The organism is Bradyrhizobium diazoefficiens (genome assembly GCF_016616235.1).
GTDB lineage: Bacteria > Pseudomonadota > Alphaproteobacteria > Rhizobiales > Xanthobacteraceae > Bradyrhizobium > Bradyrhizobium diazoefficiens_H.
Genome location: NZ_CP067100.1, coordinates 6,731,654 through 6,751,077 on the forward strand (window position 1 = coordinate 6,731,654; position 19,424 = coordinate 6,751,077).

Annotated in this window: 13 protein-coding genes and 2 pseudogenes; 3 read left to right on the forward strand and 12 right to left on the reverse strand. The window is 60.4% G+C overall.

All coding sequences use genetic code 11. The features are described 5' to 3' along the window. Positions 1-14 precede the first annotated feature (14 nt). The 8 genes from JJB99_RS31805 to JJB99_RS37045 form a co-directional block, all read right to left on the reverse strand. Entirely contained in the window at positions 15-995 is a 981-nt protein-coding gene (locus JJB99_RS31805) for an ABC transporter ATP-binding protein (RefSeq protein ID WP_433995799.1), read from the reverse strand. 84 nt (positions 996-1,079) lie between these two features. Beyond that, positions 1,080-2,657 carry an ABC transporter substrate-binding protein gene (locus tag JJB99_RS31810; protein WP_210347633.1) on the reverse strand — a complete coding sequence of 526 codons (1,578 nt, stop codon included), beginning with the start codon at positions 2,655-2,657 and terminating at the stop codon, positions 1,080-1,082. A gap of 48 nt (positions 2,658-2,705) precedes the next feature. Continuing rightward, entirely contained in the window at positions 2,706-3,614 is a 909-nt protein-coding gene (locus JJB99_RS31815) for an ABC transporter permease (RefSeq protein ID WP_200496103.1), read from the reverse strand. 28 nt (positions 3,615-3,642) lie between these two features. Continuing rightward, on the reverse strand, positions 3,643-4,566 hold the full coding sequence (locus tag JJB99_RS31820; protein WP_200496104.1) for an ABC transporter permease: 924 nt from the start codon (positions 4,564-4,566) through the stop codon (positions 3,643-3,645). After that, entirely contained in the window at positions 4,563-6,578 is a 2,016-nt protein-coding gene (locus JJB99_RS31825; protein WP_200496105.1) for a hydantoinase B/oxoprolinase family protein, read from the reverse strand. Before JJB99_RS31825 ends, JJB99_RS31820 begins: the two co-directional genes overlap by 4 nt. 3 nt (positions 6,579-6,581) lie before the next feature. Further along, positions 6,582-8,633 (reverse strand): hydantoinase/oxoprolinase family protein, encoded by a 2,052-nt coding sequence (locus tag JJB99_RS31830; RefSeq protein ID WP_200496106.1) that lies wholly within the window; start codon positions 8,631-8,633, stop codon positions 6,582-6,584. 105 nt (positions 8,634-8,738) lie between these two features. After that, entirely contained in the window at positions 8,739-10,037 is a 1,299-nt protein-coding gene (locus JJB99_RS31835) for an NAD(P)/FAD-dependent oxidoreductase (protein ID WP_200496107.1), read from the reverse strand. 341 nt (positions 10,038-10,378) lie between these two features. After that, positions 10,379-10,585: a transposase gene (locus JJB99_RS37045; protein WP_200500386.1), complete on the reverse strand. Its 207-nt coding sequence runs from the start codon at positions 10,583-10,585 to the stop codon at positions 10,379-10,381. A 376-nt stretch (positions 10,586-10,961) separates the two neighbouring features. Between JJB99_RS37045 and JJB99_RS31845 the strand changes: the two genes are divergently transcribed. Both JJB99_RS31845 and JJB99_RS31850 read left to right on the forward strand, forming a co-directional pair. After that, positions 10,962-12,089 (forward strand): M14 family metallopeptidase, encoded by a 1,128-nt coding sequence (locus JJB99_RS31845; RefSeq protein WP_200496108.1) that lies wholly within the window; start codon positions 10,962-10,964, stop codon positions 12,087-12,089. 316 nt (positions 12,090-12,405) lie between these two features. Continuing rightward, positions 12,406-12,832, forward strand: a pseudogene (locus JJB99_RS31850) (IS66 family transposase); the annotation flags it as partial. A gap of 58 nt (positions 12,833-12,890) precedes the next feature. Here JJB99_RS31850 and JJB99_RS37050 read toward each other — a convergent pair. The 4 genes and pseudogenes from JJB99_RS37050 to JJB99_RS31865 form a co-directional block, all read right to left on the reverse strand. Then, positions 12,891-13,267: pseudogene (locus tag JJB99_RS37050) on the reverse strand (CoA transferase); the annotation flags it as partial. Then, a complete protein-coding gene (locus JJB99_RS31855; protein ID WP_200496109.1) occupies positions 13,251-14,546 on the reverse strand; it encodes a methylaspartate ammonia-lyase in 1,296 nt (431 codons plus the stop codon). The gene JJB99_RS31855 and the pseudogene JJB99_RS37050, both read right to left, overlap by 17 nt. 214 nt (positions 14,547-14,760) lie before the next feature. Further along, entirely contained in the window at positions 14,761-16,218 is a 1,458-nt protein-coding gene (locus JJB99_RS31860) for an NAD-dependent succinate-semialdehyde dehydrogenase (RefSeq protein ID WP_200496110.1), read from the reverse strand. A gap of 280 nt (positions 16,219-16,498) precedes the next feature. Beyond that, a complete protein-coding gene (locus tag JJB99_RS31865) occupies positions 16,499-17,902 on the reverse strand; it encodes an aspartate aminotransferase family protein (protein ID WP_200496111.1) in 1,404 nt (467 codons plus the stop codon). A gap of 564 nt (positions 17,903-18,466) precedes the next feature. On the opposite strand from JJB99_RS31865, the gene JJB99_RS31870 reads away from it, so the two are divergent. Continuing rightward, complete coding sequence (locus JJB99_RS31870) at positions 18,467-18,943, forward strand: Lrp/AsnC family transcriptional regulator (RefSeq protein ID WP_200500387.1); 477 nt, start codon at positions 18,467-18,469, stop codon at positions 18,941-18,943. Positions 18,944-19,424 lie beyond the last annotated feature (481 nt).

Below are 19,424 nucleotides of genomic sequence, written 5' to 3' on the forward strand. Positions count from 1 at the left end.
GGTTTCCAGGGAGTTCATGCGACCCAGCAGGCGACTTTGCTGCCGTCGGGCTGGGATGCGAGCGGCGGCATCTTCGCGCACTTGCTGATCGCTTGATTGCACCGCGGCTGGAACGGACAGCCGGGGGGCAAGTTCAGCAGATTCGGCACTGCGCCGCCAATCGTGTTGAGGGGCTTGCCTCGCATCTCCGGGTTCGGGACGGAGGACAGCAGGCCCTGGGTGTAGGGATGTTTGGGTGTCCGGGTCACCTGGTCCACCTGGCCCCACTCCATCACGTGGCCGCAATACATGACGACGACTTCATCGCAGATTTCCCGCACCACGCCGATGTCGTGGGAAATCAGCAGCACCGCCGCACGCTTCAGCCCTCGCACAATGTCCAGGATCTGCGCCTGGATGGTCACGTCCAGGGCCGTCGTCGGTTCGTCGAGGATCAGCAGCTCCGGCTCATTCGCCAAGGCCATAGCAATGGTGACCCGCTGACGCATGCCCCCGCTGAGCTTGTGCGGGTAGTCGTCCACACGTCGCTCCGGTGCGGGAATCCCAACGAGCTTGAACAGCTCGATGGCTCGTTCCCGCGCCTCGGCACTGCTCAGAGGGCGATGGGCCTGCAGAGCCTCGATGACTTGCGCCCCGACCGTATAGACGGGGTTGAGCGCAGACATCGGATCCTGAAACACCAGAGAGAGATCGCGTCCCCTCAGTTGGCGCATCTGACGCTCGCTGAGCGATGTCAGATCGCGCCCCTTCAGGAGAATCTCGCCGCCGACGATGCGCCCCGGCGATTCGATGAGGCGCATGATCGACAGCGACGTGACGCTCTTGCCGGATCCAGATTCGCCGACGATGCCGAGCCGTCCTCCCTTGGCGATACGGAAACTCACGCCGTCGACCGCCTTGACCGTGCCCCCCTTGGTCGAGAAGTAGGTCTTCAGGTCGCGGACCTCCAGCAGCGCCGGCGCACTATCCGACGACGAAGGCTGCCGCGAAGACAAGTTCCGCACACCGGCATGTTCCTCAAGGCTCACGATGCTTCCCCTCATCTTTCGGCTTTCAGGGCTCTGCGACTTCACGGGGGCTCAGTCGGCCAGCGTGGCGGCACCGAAGTACTCGAAGCCACCGGCGGAATAGGTCACGCCCCTGAGCTTGCTCGTCACCGTGACGAGGTCGATGTTCTGGTGGATCGGCATCAGCACGCCGCTGTCCACGACGAGCTTCTGCGCCTTCTTGTAGGTCTGGGCGCGTGCGTTCTCGTCCATCTCTGTCTGGCCTTGGCTTAGGAGATCCTGCAGCTCGGCATTCGTGTACTTGTTCCAGTACATGTAGGCGCCGGGCATGAAAAGTCCATTCAGGACCGACGGATCGGTACCGACCAACTGCATCGGCGTCAGCGAGAAATCGCCGTTGATGCCGCCGGCGAACCAGGCCGGCAGGGCCTGTTGCTCAACCTGCACATCCATCCCCGCCTTACGCAGGTATTCCTGGATGGCCTCTGCAATCCGCACATAGCCCGGCCGCGTGGAAATGACGGTCAGCTTCAGCGTCAGGCGCTTGCCGTCCTTTTCCCAGAATTCCCCGGACTTTTTCCAGCCCGCCTCCGTCAGGAGCGCGGCCGCCTTCTTCGGATCGTACGGGTATGAGCTCTCCAGGGAAGCGTCATAACCCACCATGCCTTTCGAGATCGGCGAACTCGTGATCGGGAATGCCCCAACTTCTGCCAGTTGCACCACGCCTTTTTTGTCAACCGAGTGCTGGATGGCCTTGCGCACAGCGAGGTCGTCGGTCGGGAAACGGCCAGCATTCAGCTCCACGAAGATGCCCAGGCCCGTGACCGGAACCGGAATCTGCGTGAACTTGGAATTGTTCTTGAGCGAATTCCAGAAAACGCCGGGCGTGCGGTTCATCACCTGCGATTGGCCAGCCATGAACTGACTAACGCGAGACTGGGCGTTCGGCACGATCTGGAAGGTCAACGAAGCGATCTGCGGCGGCCCCTTGACCTTTAGGGCAGGCGGGCTCCAGTCGTACTTCTCGTTCCGCGTGAGGACGACGCTCTCGTTGGGCTTGTAGCTATAAAAGACGAACGGGCCGGTGCCGGTCGGATGCAGACCGAGCTCAGCGCCATATTTCTTGATGGCCGCGGGCGACTGGATGCCCAGGTAGGGCAGGCCCAGTTGCGTGAGCAACGGCGCGTAAGGCTCGCTGCATGAGACCTGCACCGTGAACTCGTCGACCTCCTTGGCGGTCAGGCACGGACCAAGCGCGGGGATTGCCGACCGTGCCTTCGTGTCCTTGTTCGCGATGTACTCGAAATTGGCGATGACGGCGGAAGCGTTGAAGGGGGTCCCGTCATGGAACGTCACGCCGTTGCGCAGCTTGAAGGTGTAGGTTTTGCCGTCGTCAGAAATGTTCCAGTTTGTCGCGAGGTGCGGTGTGACCTTGAATTCCGGCGTGACCCAGACGAGCGTGTCGAAGATGTTGTTGGTGATGGGCGCGACGTCCCGCAAGGCTGTGGCCGCGGGGTTGAGCGTATCGATCGTCGATTCCCACCCGACGACGACAGAACCCTTGGCGGCCTGTGCGAACGACATGGGCGAAGACAACACCATCGCGCTGGTGGCCATGACGGCCGCAGTCGATGCGAAACGATTCAACATTTTCGATTTTCCGTTCATGATTTCATCTTTCTGCTGAGTCCAGCGATTTCATTGACGTGCGACCATGGGATCGATTTCATCGCGCAGGCCGTCGCCGACGAGGTTCGCGCCGATGACGAAGAGCGACAGGAAGACGCCTGGGGAGACGGTAATCCACCAAGCCATCGAGATGTAGTTCTGTCCGTCGTTCAGAATCGTGCCGAGCTCAGGCATCGGCGGCTGGACGCCCAGGCCTAGGAAACCCAGTGCGGTGATCCAGAGTGAAGCGACGCCGAGCCAAGTGGTCGTTAAGACGATGACGCCCGAAATGACGTTGGGCAGGATGTGGCGCACGATGATCCACATCGGCCCCGCCCCTAGTGTGACCGCGGCCTGGACGTACGGCAGGTTGCGCACTTCCGCGGTCGCGCCTTCCACTAGCCGGGCATAGACCGGGATGAGGACCACCGCGATGGCGATTACGCCATTACCGAGGCCGGGCCCCAAGATGGCCGTGACGCTTAGTGCCAGAAGAATCCCGGGAAACGCCAGCAAGAGGTCGATCACCCGCATGACGCAGAAGCCGAATGTGCCCCCGAAGTAGCCCGCCACCAGTCCGATGGTCGTGCCCACCAGGCTACCCAAGATCACAACGCAGAGGCTAGCGAGCATCGTGGTGCGAGCGCCGTACAGGACGCGCGCGAACAAGTCGCGGCCAAACGCATCCGTTCCCATGGGAAAGGCCCACGAAGGCGGAGCGAAGGTTTGCATAGGGTTCTGGGCACTTGGGTCGGCGGACACAAGCAGCGGTGCCGCCGCCGCCATGGCGATGAGCACAATGCAGATCGCCAGCCCGATCGACAGACTGCGGTGCCCGAGGGCACGCATGACTCGCTGAAGGGTTGTCTCGCGCGGCGTCGCCGTCTCAGCAGTGGCTGCCGGTGCTTCGGCCGGCATTTCTGAGATCTCTGAGCTCATTTGAAGTTGCATCTCGTGTCCCATCCCGCTAGCGCTGACCGATTCGCGGGTCCAAGACTGGATAGAGCATGTCGACGATGAAGTTCGTCGTGGCGTACACCATGGCCATGATAAGAATCACCGCCTGAACAGTCGGGTAGTCTTTGGCTAGGATGGACTGGACCATGAGACGGCCGATACCAGGCCTGGAGAAGACCGTTTCGACAATCACCGTCCCCGCCAGTAATTGCCCGATCTGCATGCCCACGATGGTGAGGATAGGCAGCAGCGCGTTCCTGAGGACGTGGCGCACGAATACGCGTGCGCGGGACAGCCCCTTGGCGCGCGCCGTGATGACGTGCTGTTGAGCCATCGCCGCAATGACGGTGGATCTCACGAAACGGGCTTTGAACCCGATCGAGCCGAGGGCCAGCGTCAATGCAGGTAGAAATGCACCTCCCAGAGAAGTCCCGCCGACCACGTCGAACCAGGGCAGCGTCACCGCGAAGAGGAGAATCAGCAGTAGTCCTAGCCAGAAACTGGGAATCGACATGAAGGCCAGCGCGAAGGCCATCGTGGCGGTATCGAGCGCTTGGTTGCGTTTGACCGCGGCGATGATCCCGAGCATGAACCCGAAGAAAAGCGAAAGAGCGAGGCTGAGGAGGGTCAACTGGATCGTCGCAGGGAAATTGGCCGCAAGCAGCGACGTGACGGGACGATCCTCGCCGAACGAATAGCCGAAGTCGCCTCGGAGGACGTCCCAGACCCAGGTCAAGTACTGCACGTATAGCGGCCGATCCAGGCCGAGCTGGTGCCGCAGGCGGTCGACGAGCGCTTGGTCGCCGGCGTTCATCCCCAGCATCGCGATCACCGGATCGCCCGGGATCAGCCGCAGAATCAAAAATACCAGGAAGCTGATGCCGATGGCCAATGCGACGATCGCATAGAGGCGGCGGGCGACGTAACTGCTCATGTGCGCATCTCGGAGCTTTGCTCCTGCCGGTTGTTGGCGTCAGGCCGCATTGGGCACTGCATCCGGCGCAGCGAAGTGGCGACCGCATCCTTCGCCGTCGAGGGATCGATCGCGCCCGTCCCGCTCGCCAGCGCGGCACGCGCCTCCCGCTGCACGGCCGTGCGCAGACCGGGAGGTACCTGCAGAATGGCGTTTGCGAATGCAGCACTGGTTTCTGTCGGCCAGCGGGCCTCGTAGGCAAGCCGCAGCTTTCCTTGCGTCACGTGCGGGGCGAGTTGGCCCGTCGCCATCTTCGCACGGCTGCGCGTAGTGGCAGCGTCGTCCAGCTTGCCATTGCGGATGACGACACCGTAGAAGTGCCGTGCTTCGCCTTCGTCGAGAAGGCCCTCGCGCACGTCCTGGACAACCATTTCGGGCGGGCGCGTCTGCGGATCGCCAAAGCCACCGCCGGAGGGAGAAATCATCCGCAACACGTCACCTTTCTGCATCGGCAGCAGGCCGAAACGGCCCAGCGACACCTTTTCGCCGTTTCTGTCGGCCTTTAGTAACCACGTCTCGCCATTGCGGCCCGGCTGGCCGCCGCGAACCGCCCATGGTTGGAAATTGAAACGCTCGAGACCCCGCACCGTGACAGCGGCTTGCGCGCTCAGGCACTCCAGTTCGATGCTGATGGATGCGCCCCCGCGGTAGTGGCCGTGGCCGAAGCTGCCTGGCACAAGCGCGTGGTGCCGGACGAGGAAAGGCATTTCCGATTCCACGTGCTCGACGGGCGTGCTCTTGAGGAACCCGAGCATCGTGTCGATGCCGTCCACACCGTCGGTGCACATTCGGCCGCCAGAGCCGCCGCAGAACGGCTCGACCACGGCCACTTTGGTCCGGCCGGTCACGGCATCCGGCCAGGACGCTGCGATGATCCCCGCCTGACCCGCACCACATGCGGCGATGCCTTCTGGGACGGCCTGGTTCAGGCAACCCATGAGCGCATCGTAGCAGCGCATCACGGTCATCCAGCGATTGCCCATGGCGGCGGGAAACTCGGCGTTCATCACCGTGCCCGAAGGGGCGGACGCACGTATCGGCCGCTGCATCCCGTTGTTGCGCGGGATCGACGGCTCTCTCGTCATAATGTAGTTCGTGAGCGCCGAGCACACCATCCCCAGGCCTGTGACCAGCGGGAAATTCAGCGCTGCATTCACCTGAGGGCTGCTGCCCGCGAAGTCGACACTCGCCTCGTCGCCCTTGATCTGGAGCTTGCAATGAATGTGCACCGCGTCGTCGGCTCCGCAACCGTCGAGGTAGTCGGAGAATTCGTAGACGCCGTCGCGCAGGCCCGTGATCACGGAACGCGCCTTCGCTTCGGCATAGTCCATGACGTCCTCGATGCCCTGACGGAACGCGGCCGCGCCAACCCGGTCGCACAGCTCGACGACCCGCTGCTCCAGCAGGCGCATTGCCGCCATCATGGCTTCCAGGTCTCCCCACACTGCGTCGCCCATGCGGGAGTTGTCCTTCATGAAGTTGACGACGTCCTGGTTCATCACCCCCTTGCGGATCAGCCACGTCGGACGAATGCGGAACCCCTCTTGGAAGCATTCATGCAGTTCCGGCGCCACACTGCCGGGCACCGCGCCGCCGATATCGGTGGCGTGGACGAACGCCCAGCTAAACGCCACCAGTTCGCCATGGTAGAAGATCGGCTGCGCGAGGTTGATGTCCATCTGGTGCGTCACCAGCCCGTCAGTGTTGAACGGGTCGTTGGTCACAATGACGTCGCCGGGCTGATAGTCCGAGAAATGTCGTGTCATCCCTGCGATGGTGCCGCCGCCGCCGCCGGCGGCGCCGGCCGACATCGGGGATGCGAATCGTTCGCCATCGGGACGCGACAGTGCGATGCCGAAATCCTGCGTCTGCTTGACGAGAGTCGTATGCGCCGTGCGATAGGCCAGCGTCACCGCCTCTTCCACCATCGCGGCGAAGCGGTTCTTCATGATTTCAACGCGTGCGAGATCCATCGCTCAGTCCTCCTTCGTCATCGTGATATCACCCAGGGGGCTGATCGCAGCGCGGAAGCCCGCCGGCACGAGCACGGTCGACAATTCATGTTCGATGACCGCTGGCCCGACGTCCGACCATCCCGCGACGAGTTCGCTGCGGTTGAAGATCGGACAGTCCGGCCACCACCGTCCCTGCAGGCGCAACTCGCGCCTCGAGCTCGGTGCTACCTCCTTCTCCTGCTTGTCCGCCCCGCCCTGAGCATGGGGCTTGGCCTGCCGCCCGAACGTGCGAACCATGAGTTCGTTGAATGCGATCGGCGTGCCGGGGCTTGAGAATCCGAACAGGGCCTTGTGCTCGGCATGGAAGGCTTCGGTGAACCCCTCCAGGCCGGCGCCGTTACGAACGGCATCTGTCACGTTGACGGGGATGGTGAAGGACTGCGCCGCATAGCGCATCTCGGCGAGATATAGCTCATCGACTTTCTCGACCTTCCCACCAGCGGTCTGTTTCTTGACCCACTCGCGTCCGGATTGGGCCAGTTCGTCGTAGACGCGCAGCAGTGCTGCTTCGTTGGAGCCGGCGCCGGTCACCGTACGCACCCCGTCGTGCACGAGATCCGCCGCCAGGCCGCCGAAGGCGCAGAATACCGAGGACAGGCGCGGAACGAGGATGCGCTTGATGCCCAGTTCTTCGGCCAGCAGCGGGCCGTGAATACCGCCGGCACCGCCGAAGATCATCAGCGTCAGGTCCGAGGGGCCGACCCCTGCGCGCGCCAGGAACGGCAGGACCTTGGCCAGCATGTTGCTCGTGGCGATCGCAATGCAGCTTTCTGCTGCCGTGATCGCATCGCTGCCGCTCGCGTTCGCGATGGTGGACATCGCCTTTTCCGCCTTTTCCCGCGACAGCTGAAGCTTCCCGCCCAGCAGTCCGCGCGGCGAGAGATAGTTGCAAAGGAGGTATGCGTCGGTGATGGTAGGCTCGGTACCACCGATACCGTAGCACGCGGGCCCTGGTTTTGACCCGGCGCTGCGGGGGCCCACTTTCGGTACCTTGCCGTCCAACCAGGCGATCGAGCCGCCGCCCGCCCCCATGGCCTCGATCGCCGTCACAGGCAGCAACAACGGAAAGTCGCCGACCTCGGCCTGAGCGGTGAGCGTCGGACGGCCGACCTGCACTAGGGCGACGTCGGTCGACGTACCGCCCATGTCCATCGTCATGACGCGCGGATTCTGAGTCCATTCGGCGAGAGTACGCGCGGCCGTGACGCCCGCCGCCGGACCAGACAGCAGGGTATGAACCGGAAGGCGACAAGCCTCCTCGGCCGACATGACGCCGCCGTTCGATTTCGTCACGAGCAGTCTGGCATTGGGCAGCCTGTCGCGCAGGAAGCCGTCGACCTCGCCAATGTAGCTGGCCATCAAGCGCTTCACGTACATGTTCAGTAGCGTCAGCATGGAGCGCTCGTATTCCGATTGCTGTGGCCAGATTTCGTGCGAGGCCATTACGTCGAGCTCCGTGAACCGTTCGCGTGCGATCTTCAGGATCTGAGCCTCATGCACTGGGTTGCGATAGCCATGCAGCAAGCACACCCCGACCGCTTTCACGCCACCGTCGCGCGCCTTCGTCAGCGCGCTGACCACGGATTGCTCATCGATCGGAGTATAGACACTGCCGTCCGCCCGCAGACGCTCGTTGACCTCGAACACCAGCGCGCGGGAAACGAGCGGCGTGGTCCGCCTATTGAAGAGATCCACCGGCTTGTCCAAGCGCAAGCGTGCAATGCTCAGGATGTCCCGGTAGCCCTGGGTCGTGATCAACGCAACGGGCTGCTCCGAAAGCTCGATAACGGCATTGGTGCCGACCGTCGTGCCGTGCACCACTAGCAGCGGATCTTTGGGGCCTAGTTCGTGGCGCTTCGTGATGCGTGTAATCCCCTCGATCACCGACTCCGCAAAGCGCGGGCGGGACGTTGGGATCTTCTCGCCATCGATTTGTCGATAGCCGTCGCCTTCGTCTTTCCAGATCGCGAAATCGGTGAAGGTGCCACCGATGTCCACTCCGATTCTCAGCATTCGATCTTCCTGTGCTCGTTAAGCAAAATGACTTTGATCTCCAACTGTCCCGGATTCACGGGGTTTACCAATTGCGCACGACAGCACGAATTGCACCTTCCACGGCTAGCATTCCCGACCCGCGCGCCAGCGTCCCCAAGCCATACTAGTAGCCGCGCCGATCCTGCGGAACGGCTCGGGGGGAATCCAGCTGGGGCCACTGAGCGCAAGTCGGTCGCTCAGCAGTTCCGATTGCGAGCCGCAGGCCATCTCGGCCAGCAACTTCCCGTGAATGCTGCCGCGCACCACACCGCCGCCGCCGCAGCCCACGGCGGCGAAAAGGCCCCTCCTGGGCTCGCCAAAATAAAACTGTCGGTTGTAGGTCATGCATATCGCACCACCCCAAACATGCTCTAGGTCATAGGAGCGCATGCCGGGAAATCGATTGCGATAGAGTTGCTCGAGACTGGCCCGCACCTTGGCGAGATCGCTGCTCTCGTTTTCATAGGAGTAGCCGCTGCGAATAAGGAAGCGCCGCAGCATTTTCCGCATGGTCGTGCCTATTGCGGTTGGCGGATGGACGCCCCAAGCACGCGTTGTGCCCAGGCGCTGCAGTTCGTCATCGTCCAGCTCCGGGGTGAGCGCACCATAGGTATAGACCGCGAAAAGGCGATCGTTCAGGAGCCCCAGCTCCCGCGCGTTGGCGTTGTTCGCCACGAACACCTTGTCCGCCTCGAAGTCGCCACGCGAAGTCTTCACAACGAACGGACTCGCCCCCTCGATCGCTTCGACTGCATTGCGCTCCAGCAGGGTGACGTTTGCGGGCAGCGACTCGGCCAAGCCGCGCACTAGTGCCGCGGGCTGCACGAGCGCATGCTTCAGAGGCTGGTAGCCGTACCGGTAGTAGTCGGTGCCGATGATTTCCTTCAGATCCTCGCCGGAGAGCTCCATGCACCGCAGGCCCCAGCTCTGCAGCGACTCGCGCGCCCCGCGCGCGGACCGCTCCCCTCCGGCGGTGGCGGCCCCGCAGATGCGCGGTGCCATTTCGTCCCAGTCGCAGTCGATCCCGTGCCGGGTAACGAGCGACCGCAGCAAGTCGAGACCCGCGGTCTGGATCCGGATCTTCCGCAGTGCATCATCGCGCGCAGTTCCGTTCGCGTTCGCTTCAGGCTGGCTGGGGTTGAGGCCTAGGAACCCCGAGTTGCGTCCCGACGCCCCCTCACCGACTTCCGACGCCTCGAGGACGAAGATCTCCTCGTCGGGCAGGAGTTCGGCCAGCCGCCTGGCCGCACCCAGCCCGGTATACCCGGCGCCAACGACGATCGAGTGGAAGCGCTTGCACTGTGGCAGCCGGGTGAGCGGCGCGCGCGGTGGCAGCAGCGCATTGAGGCCGCTTCGCGTCGAGCTGAGGGTCACTGACTTCATGACGAAGGCTCTTGTCTCGGGTGTCTGGCGTTTTCGCTGATCCAACATGGGGCACGGCGATTTTGCGCATCGCGCCGCCGCTGCAGCAGCACAGACCACGCATCGGACGTATTTAGTTCTATCAGGGCTTCAGCGTCGCATTGCTGCAAGGGATTGGCGCGGCCGGAGCTATTTCTGCGTATGAGGCGGGAAGAACGCCGGAATTGCGCGCTAGCTAATATTGTGACACTAACGATTGTTTCGCTCTGGCTACTTTTTCGAGATTTGGCTTGCGGAATTTGTCCGGACGAAGGGTTTGGGGGCGGCACCATCATTCTCCAAGTACTGCATGATAATGCCTTTCAACTGAAGGGTCCGTGTCGGATACGCTTTCGGGTGATCTCGGCAAAAAAGCGCTCGATCATGTTGAGCCAGGACGCCGATGTCGGTGTGAAGTGCAGGTGAAAGCGCGAATGGGCGTTGAGCCGGCGCTCTACGGCCGGAATCTTATGGGGTGGCGTAGTTGTCGACGCTGAGGTGAAGGTCGAGCCCTTCGGCGGTCTGTTGATCGATCAGCCAGGAACTCACGAACGACGATGGCTGGCATGCACCTCGCGATGAACTTGCCGTGCAGCATGTTGAGCACTGCGAACGTTGTGGTGCCGTTGCGCCTATAGTCGTGGTGCATCGACCGGCGCGGCCCTTCTTCATCGGCAGGCCGGTCTGGGTTTAGCCGAGGGCTTGAATCTGGCTCGTGCTCGGTTGCGAGGTCGCGGCCGCCGCGGCCGTCAGCCTCCTGCGCGAACTGCGGGAGCATGCCGCCCTCGCGCCTTGAACGGGTCACGCTGCCGAAAGGCGCGCACCCCCGGTCACCCACGCATAAAACCGGCGAGCACAACTGGCAGATCGCGTAAAACCGATGCCGATTGCTGATAGCATGACGCCATGACCCAGTCTCATCCCACTTCAGACGCCACGCGTGTCGATCTCGACGACACCGTGAAGATCGCCCCCTCTGTTTTCGCCGCGAACTATGAGGACGCCAGACGAAAATTCCTCGAAGCAGCGCCGAAGGCGAAATCGTATCCCTGCAGCGCCAAGGGTCCGACCGGTGAGGCACTGTTCACCGATGTTGCCTACATCGGTGATCCCGACGCCAGGAAACTGCTGGTTCTCATTTCGTCGACGCATGGCCCTGAAGGTTATTGTGGGTCCGCATCGCAGGTCCTGTTCTTGAAGTCCAACCTGCCGCAAACGCTTCCCCCCTCCACAGCTGTCCTCGTCATCCATGCGGTGAACTGCTACGGCTTCGCCTGGGACCGCCGGGTTACCGCGGAAGGTGTCGACCTCAATCGCAACTTCGTCGACTTCACCAAGCCGCTGCCAAAGGATGTCGGCTACCGCGAGCTGGCCGATCATTTCGTGCCCCGTGACCTATCGGAGAAAGCCGTGAAGCGCGCCGAAGAGGCCATTGCCGCATTTGAGGCGAAGCACGGTGCTCACGCCCGGAGGCTTGCGCTTGCGAATGGGCAGTACACCAATCCCACTGGCATGTTTTACGGGGGGACCGGCCCCACCGAGGCTCGCCTCACCCAAGAGGCCATTGTGCGGGATTTCAACGTGGCGGGTCGAGACAAAGTCGTCATCATCGACTATCACACCGGCCTTGGTCCTTACGGATACGGCGAGCTGCAATGCGAGGAAAGCTCGGGTCTGGCTGGCCTCAAACGGGCGCAGAGGATCTTCGGCCCTTCGGCGACGTCGCCCGTCGTCGGAACCTCGGCTTCGATGCCCATCAACGGCACGCAGGATGAATTCTGGTTGCGCCTAATGGGCGACCGTCACACCTACGTCTGCCTCGAGTACGGCACCTACCCAAGCGCGGTCGGCGTGCTGCGCGACGACCATTGGTTGTTCGCCTACCGCCGGGACGAGGCCGACGCGGAACTGGGCCGACGCATCCGCAAGGCGACGAAGGACTATTTTTATCCACAGCGGCTGGACTGGATGGAGATGATCGTCTGGCGGTCCCACCAAGTCCATCGCCAGGCCATCGAAGCCCTGAGGCACTGAAAGCCTGCCACACAACTGCTCGCGGTCGGCGATCGCAGCCAAGTCGATACTCTTGAAGACATCATATCATGTCCAACTACCTCCCGGCCGTCCTCGACAGGCTCGGTAGCAACCGCGGCGAGGCGCTCAAGCGCCTCTCGATGTGATCCGGATCCCGGTGTCTCGAACGATTCCGCCTGCAAGGGATGCGTGCCATACGACTGCGCAATGGTGCGTCGAAAGATTAAAGGAGATGGGCTTCGACGTGGGACTGCGCGTTGCGAAGGTTTGGAGAAGGTGCTGATCGGCGAGTGGCCGGGCTGTAGGAGATCGAGGCCTCCGCGGCCAGGATCCTGAGACGCGGGTGAAAGCGCGCCAGGAAAAGTGCGCCTGATCATCGCGGCGCTCTTCGATCTGTGGAACAAGGAGCTACCGCGCCTGTCGGGCAAATCCAAACTCGCCGAGGCGATCCGCTTTGCCACATCCAGACGCACCGCCCTCCAGCGCTTTCTACGCGACGGCCGTATCGAGATCGACTCCAATACCCTCGAGCGGGCAATCCGGCCGCAAACCATCACAAGAAAAAATGCGCTCTTTGCGGGTAGCCATGGCGGCGGCCGGACCTGGGCGACCATCGCCACGCTTCTGCGCGAAGATGAAAGATATCGATCCGCACGCCTGGCTCACGGAGACTCTCGAGCGGATCGCGCCGGGCTGGTCGATCTCTCAAATCGATGCTCATGCCCTGGCACTTCAAAGCCTGAACGGCCTCGGCTCGACGCTTACAGCTGATCGGATCTATCGCCATCATACCTCGCCTCCGTGAGAAGAGACATGCGACGGGGCACCCCCATCACCGAACCCGGAGATGCCACAAGTTATCAGGGGGAGGAAGCGCTTGCGGAGATCTACGGAACCGAAACCAACCTAGCCGACGCTGCCGCGTTTCACATTTTGAATGAAGACATCCGCCTGAGAGCAATCATCCCGTCAAGAACTGCATAGTCGTGCTCGACCGTCACCAAACGAAATAGGCACTCTGGCCCTGAACGAATTATCGTAGTTTCTCGCGAAGTCGCCCTCGGGCCGTTCGACGCTGATGACACGCGCACCGGCATCAGTAGGGCGGGAGGACGCATAGGCCGCTGATACGGCAACTCGACAGCAACGACCGTAATACCTTCAAGGGCCTTTCTCATGCCAATGCTGCATAACATTCCGAATGTTGCTTTGAGATCGTCGGTACCTGAGAATGGAAAGCAACCTGCTCTGCTCATTCCCTACGATGGAAATGCCCTCATCGACTCCCATCCCAGGTTTTGCAAGCATCATTTCGGCCTGCGTAGCGACGGCGATATTGACCGCGGCCCTCGCCGACAAGTCTGTTTCGGTGCAGCTTCCGCCAATATATGCACCGACCCCATTCTCCTTGCATACTAGCACAGCCTTGGCAGTGTCGGCGATCGAACCAACATCAGGCATTTTGATCTGAATTAGATGAGCCGCCTTTGCTTTGGCGAAGAGCCCTATATCCTCGAGGGTATTGCATTCCTCGTCGACCACGATCCGGGCTTCTGTACCACGCCCGTCTAGGAGCGCGACGATCCTGGCGTACCCGTCTAGCTGAGCTTCAGTTGACCCAAAGTTTACCGGGCATTCGATATGAAGCCGGTAACCGGGGACCTCATCCGCAAGCCGCGCGATGAAATCCGCTATTTTTTCAGCATCCATGCCGATCTCAAGACCAATCCAACCGTAAACATCGAAGTGGAGGATGGGATGATATCCCGGTTCTCCGATTTCCTGCGTGCGTTTGGCAACCCACTTGACAAACTCACGGAAGGTTTCGCCGGAAGCGCCGAACTTTTCGCGCGAATTGATCAAACCATGTGGAAGAATATCCACAGACTTGAGGATCATCTTGTCCACGTTGATTTCTCTTGAATCGCCACACTGAGCGTAGATCGGAACCGGTCTATCCGGCAAGGGTAAGGAAAATTCCGAGCAGATCACCTCGGCAAGTGTGGTCTTGGCAAGATGCGCCGCAGCGCGAAGCAAGGCTTGGCTCGCGCCATATTCGATCGCGAGCGGTAGCCGCTTTTCCTCATGGTATGCGAAGACACCATCACAAGCACCGAGGAAGTCAGACACATCGACACCCAGAAGCCGCGGGATTACAACAGATCTGGTGATTGCATCGATTGTCTCGACTTGAAATAATGGATCACGACCGCCTGCGCCTGAATATTGCACGTTCATCATGTCGCCCCAGACGATGACATCGTCCGCCAACACGAGACCGATGCTGAGCGAACGCGACGGCATACGAATGGTCGTGAAACCAGACGTCAGGGGAGCCCCCAGATAGCGAAAACCATCATGAGCAGCACCGGCCCGTATTGCAGCTTGATCGTCATAGAAGAAGCTTCCGTTCCCGGGAGCCAGAATGACATCTCTGATCGTGGGGGAGAGTTTCATGTGGCGGTCAATCTAACTTTGTTGTTGTGTTGAGTACCGTTGGGCTCGACGAAGCCGCCGCCAGTCGGAATGCAGCATCTATCTGCATTTGGGCGGAGCCCTCCCTTCTACTCGTCAACCAATTCGAAGACTCAGCTTTTTCTGCTTGAAGAATAATTGAATGCACGCTTCGCGCTGCTCCAGCGGGCAACCCTTTTGCCAGTGCATTGTGAAGTCAGGCGATTGGGCTGCGCATTTCGACAGCCACAGCATTGGCTCCGTTAACGAGCTTCAGGTTTTGGAAGATCCTCATTCCTTCGGCTCCACCTTCATAACCGTAACCGCTCTGCTTAATGCCGGCGTTTGGTGCATCCGCAGAGACGCCTTTGAGATGATTGACGCTGATCGCACCTGCCGAAAGGCCGCGAATCATTCGCTTCTGAATGTCAGGCGAGTCGCTGAAGACATAAGATGCCAGCCCGTATTCAGTCGCGTTCGCCTCCTCAATTGCTTCTTCAATCGTATTGAAGGGGGCGACCGTAAGGATCGGCCCGAACGGCTCCTCGCGAAGCACGTCTGATTCGGTGTTGACGTTGCTCAGAATTGTTGGCGCCCAGTAAAAGCCCAGGCGATCAATCCGTTTACCACCGGTTTCGATTCTTGCTCCGCGATCCACCGCATCCTTCGTCAGGCGCGCCATCGCCTCAATGCGTCTTGCGTTCGCCATTGGTCCCATGTCCGTCTCCGGATCGTCGGGCATGCCAACTTTGATCTTTCTTGCCCACTGGACCAGTCTTGCCAGAAACTCCTCATAAATCGGCCGCGCGACTAAAATGCGGCTGGGAGCGTTGCAGCTCTGACCTGCGCACTCAAACTTGTATTCGGCGATCGCAGAAACCGCCTTCGAGATGTCTGTGTCTTCAAAGACAACGACAGGGGAGTGGCCGCCGAGCTCTAGAACGCAGCGCTGGAGATTGGTCGCTGCGATCTTCGCAAGCTGCTTGCCAACCGGGGTTGAGCCGGTGAAGGACAGAACCCGGACAACCGGAGAACCGAGTAGGTGTTCGGAAATCATCGGCGGATCGCCAAAAACTAGATTCACAACGCCAGGCGGAATCCCTGCCTCCTCTAACGCCGCGACAATATAGACCCCTGGGCTTGGAGTTTCTTCTGCCCCTTTCAGGATTACAGGGCAACCGGCTGCGATTGGGGCGGCAAGTTTCCGTGCGTTGAGGACGGCTGGGTAGTTCCAGGGCGTGAATGCGCCGACTACGCCAATCGCTTCCGGTACGATCATCCTATTCGCATCGATAGGAAATGGTGCGGATAACTCCTCTGCGTGAGTACCATTCCACTCCAGCGTTTCGACCGCACGCGCGTACTCGCCCCTCGCTTCGGCCAAAGTCTTGCCCTGCTCTCTGGAAAGCGCGGCTGCTGCGGCGTCAATATTTCCTCTTAGAATTCGGGCGGCGCGAACGAGTAGCGCACCGCGCTCCTTGGCCGGTGTATTGCACCAGCGCAGCAACGCCATTTGCGCAGACCTCAAAGCATCATCGAGATCCGGCGCCGACGCAACGGCTACGCGGCCGAATTCCTGCTCGGTAGCTGGATTGACAAGGGCCAGATCGGTGCCGCTACCGCCTGGGCGCCACGTTCCATCGATAAAGAGTTTGTAGTTCATGCTGTCAAACATGCGTGTATCGTCGCCCTGTCGTTGAATGCCGTGTACTGGTTAGTAGCGTGCCTGGCAAAACTACCGATCGTAGATGACTCAGGGCAATGTCCAGGTACTTGGTCCGCCGTCAGGTCCAGCCGGACTATCGTGATCGAGGCATTGGCGTACTCCTGCAATTTCAGCCCAAAGCGATCAACGCCCTTCCCTCAAACGTCTCTGCGAACGTGAGAGGAATCGATGATAGATCGTACATCAGGGTTGCAGGAGTGGTGGCCGCAGCGCAAGCGGCCACTACTCGTCAGATCTTCTCGCCGCTGCGAAGGAGCTCGTCCATGACAGAGCGGACCGCACTTTCAGCGATCGAAACGATATCATCGATGTCAGCCTTGGTGGTCACGAGGGGCGGAGCGAAGCCGAGAATGTCGCCATGCGGCATGGGGCGGGCGATCAAGCCGCGGTCGCGAGCCGCCTTCGAGACGCGAGCACCGACTTTGAGGGATGGATCGAACCGCCTCTTTTTGTCGCGGCCGCCGACGAACTCGATCGCGCCCATCAGGCCCACCCCCCGCACTTCACCGACGATCGGCAACTGCGCGAACTTCTCCTTGAGCTGGGCTTGGAAATAGGCGCCAACCTCGCGGGCGTTTCCGGGAAGATTCTCTTGCTCCACAATGTCGAGCACGGCATTTGCCGTAGCCGCGCCGACCGGATGACCCGAATAAGTGTAGCCGTGCGAAAATGCGCCAACCCGGTCAGCACCGTCCTCCAAAACCTTGTAGACCTTGTACCCGATGATCGCAGCGGAAAGCGGAAAGTAACCGGACGTCAGACCCTTGGCGACCGTGATAAGGTCGGGCTCGATTCCATAATGTTGCGAACCGAACATTGAACCGGTGCGGCCGAAGCCGGTGATTACTTCGTCAGCGATCAGCAGAATATCGTGCTTCTTGAGAACGGCCTGGATAGCTTCCCAGTAACCCTCCGGAGGCGGCGTGATCCCACCTGTGCCGAGCACTGGTTCAGCGATAAACGCGCCCACGTTGTCCGATCCGAGACGTTCGATGAGCTGATCGAGCTCAACCCCGCGCCGGGCGGAGAATTCGCGTTCGGTCTCCTCGGGGTTGGCGCCCCAGTAATGATGCGGAACACCGGTATGCACAATTTGCGGCAGCGGAAGATCCATCTGGTCGTGGTAGAAGCTCATCCCGGTCATCGAGCCGGAAAGGACGCTGCAGCCGTGATAACCACGCTCGCGCGAGATGATCTTCTTTTTGTTCGGCTTACCTCGAAGGTTGTTATAGTACCAGACGAGCTTTGCCTGTGTCTCATTGGCATCGGAACCCGACATGCCGTAGAACACTTTGCTCATCTTTCCTGGCGCCATCCTGACGAGACGATCGGAGAGGATCGCGAGCTCGTCCGTCGTGTGCGCCGCATAGCAGTGGTAGTACGCGAGACGGTAGGCCTGGCGCGAGATTGCTTCAGCGACTTCGGTTCGCCCATAACCAACGTTGACGCAGTACATGCCGGCGAAGCCGTCGATCAGCTGATTGCCGCGCGCGTCCTGAATTCGGATGCCCTTACCAGTTTCGACGATCGTCGGCTCACCAAGCTTGCCGGTCGCAAAATCCTTGAGCTGCGTGAAGGGATGCAGAACGCTGTTTTTATCCTTTTCGCTAATTTCTTTGATATTGATTGTCATTGTGCACCACTCTCTCAAGCTGCAGGGTTCGCGAAGCAGATGTATTTGGGTTCAAGATTCTCGGCGAGATCGCGCTTCGAGCTCTCACGGACGACACCGACGGCTTCCGTGCGCCCAAACGGATAGGCGCCGCGAACTTTGGGGCGCCAAGCGCCACGATGCCGTAATCAGGCAGCTTCGTGAGGCGCAGGGGCCCGTGCGGGTCGCCGGTATAGACAAAACCGGTGAGCCCAAGATCCGAATCATTGGAGCGTGCGAGCACGTTGCTGCAGCCCGGCCGAACGTACCTTACCTTCGCGATCGACGCGTCATCCGTCACGTGAGCAAGCACAACGGTCATGAAGCCTCGTCGCGGCGGGCTTGTCGCTTGCCACGATGTGGATATCCGATGCCGAATAGTTTGAAAGACCACCTGAATATCCCGGGCGCCGTTTCTTGAAATGCGCATACATTCAGGATACTGATATCGCGAATATATTTGCATCGTATCTCGCGTCCTTTGGAGGATTTCCTGCATGACACCGCCGTTTGGCGCTGCAATTCACCCCGGTGTTGGAGCCGATTATGCCATATGATCGAACAGACGCCCGCATCCTCGAGATCGTGCAAAAGAACAACCGTCTAACGTCCGAGGTGATCGGCGAAATGGCGGGGCTTTCTGCTACGGCGTGTCAACGACGCCTGAAGCGGATGCGCTCGGAAGGCATCATCGAGGCCGACGTCTCGATCGTTTCGCCGAAGGCGGTGGGAAGATCTATTCAGATGCTTGTGTTGGTAAGCCTAGAGCGGGAACGTTCAGATATAATCGATAGGTTCAAGAAGGCCATCAAGTCATCAGCTGAAGTCGTCAATGGATTTTACGTCACCGGCGACGCTGACTTTGCCCTATACATTACCGCGCGCAGCATGGAAGATTATGAGCAATTCACCAGGCGGTTCTTCTATGAGAACTCGAACATCAAGGGCTTCAAGACAATGGTCATAGTAGATCGCGTAAAGGCGGGCTTTGCCATTCCAATCGAGGCTCCATCCGACGATTGACGAAAGGCCTATGGGCCCCTGCTCGACTCTGATTGTGTGGTGCGCGGTTTTTCGTCGCTCACGCGCGTAAAACGCAAAAAATCCGCACTGTCGATCCTCTACTCTATGACGTTGCCAAAGCTGAGCTGAGGAGAGTTCTTTTCAGATTAATTTAGGAGATAGAGACCGAGGAAGGCTCGCGTCCAATTACCTGGGTGCCCCAAGCGCCCTGACCAGCCATCCGCTGACGAAATAGTTACCTCGCTTCCGGGAAGCGTCACGTCATGGGATGTTCAGCCGTTACGCTAGCGCATCAATTTCGAAGTCGAACCGGAACCGAGCAGGATATGTGCTACCTGACCGCGGGGAGCTCCGCCCGTGCATTAGACATCATCATCACATCCGACCCCGGCAACAGCGCAGCCATGTCGCCCAGACGGACAGAGAAGTTTGAGGGGGCTCGGCGCTCAGGCTCACAGAGCGAGAGGCGAACTCTCATGCG

Coding starts and splice junctions, on each gene's coding strand:
- JJB99_RS31810 (WP_210347633.1), bottom strand. CDS start 2,657: ATGTTGAATCGTTTCGCATCGACTGCGGCCGTCATGGCCACCAGCGCG.
- JJB99_RS31845 (WP_200496108.1), top strand. CDS start 10,962: ATGACCCAGTCTCATCCCACTTCAGACGCCACGCGTGTCGATCTCGAC.
- JJB99_RS31855 (WP_200496109.1), bottom strand. CDS start 14,546: ATGAAACTCTCCCCCACGATCAGAGATGTCATTCTGGCTCCCGGGAAC.
- JJB99_RS31835 (WP_200496107.1), bottom strand. CDS start 10,037: ATGAAGTCAGTGACCCTCAGCTCGACGCGAAGCGGCCTCAATGCGCTG.
- JJB99_RS31825 (WP_200496105.1), bottom strand. CDS start 6,578: ATGGATCTCGCACGCGTTGAAATCATGAAGAACCGCTTCGCCGCGATG.
- JJB99_RS31860 (WP_200496110.1), bottom strand. CDS start 16,218: ATGTTTGACAGCATGAACTACAAACTCTTTATCGATGGAACGTGGCGC.
- JJB99_RS31865 (WP_200496111.1), bottom strand. CDS start 17,902: ATGACAATCAATATCAAAGAAATTAGCGAAAAGGATAAAAACAGCGTT.
- JJB99_RS31870 (WP_200500387.1), top strand. CDS start 18,467: ATGCCATATGATCGAACAGACGCCCGCATCCTCGAGATCGTGCAAAAG.
- JJB99_RS31830 (WP_200496106.1), bottom strand. CDS start 8,633: ATGCTGAGAATCGGAGTGGACATCGGTGGCACCTTCACCGATTTCGCG.
- JJB99_RS31820 (WP_200496104.1), bottom strand. CDS start 4,566: ATGAGCAGTTACGTCGCCCGCCGCCTCTATGCGATCGTCGCATTGGCC.
- JJB99_RS31815 (WP_200496103.1), bottom strand. CDS start 3,614: ATGAGCTCAGAGATCTCAGAAATGCCGGCCGAAGCACCGGCAGCCACT.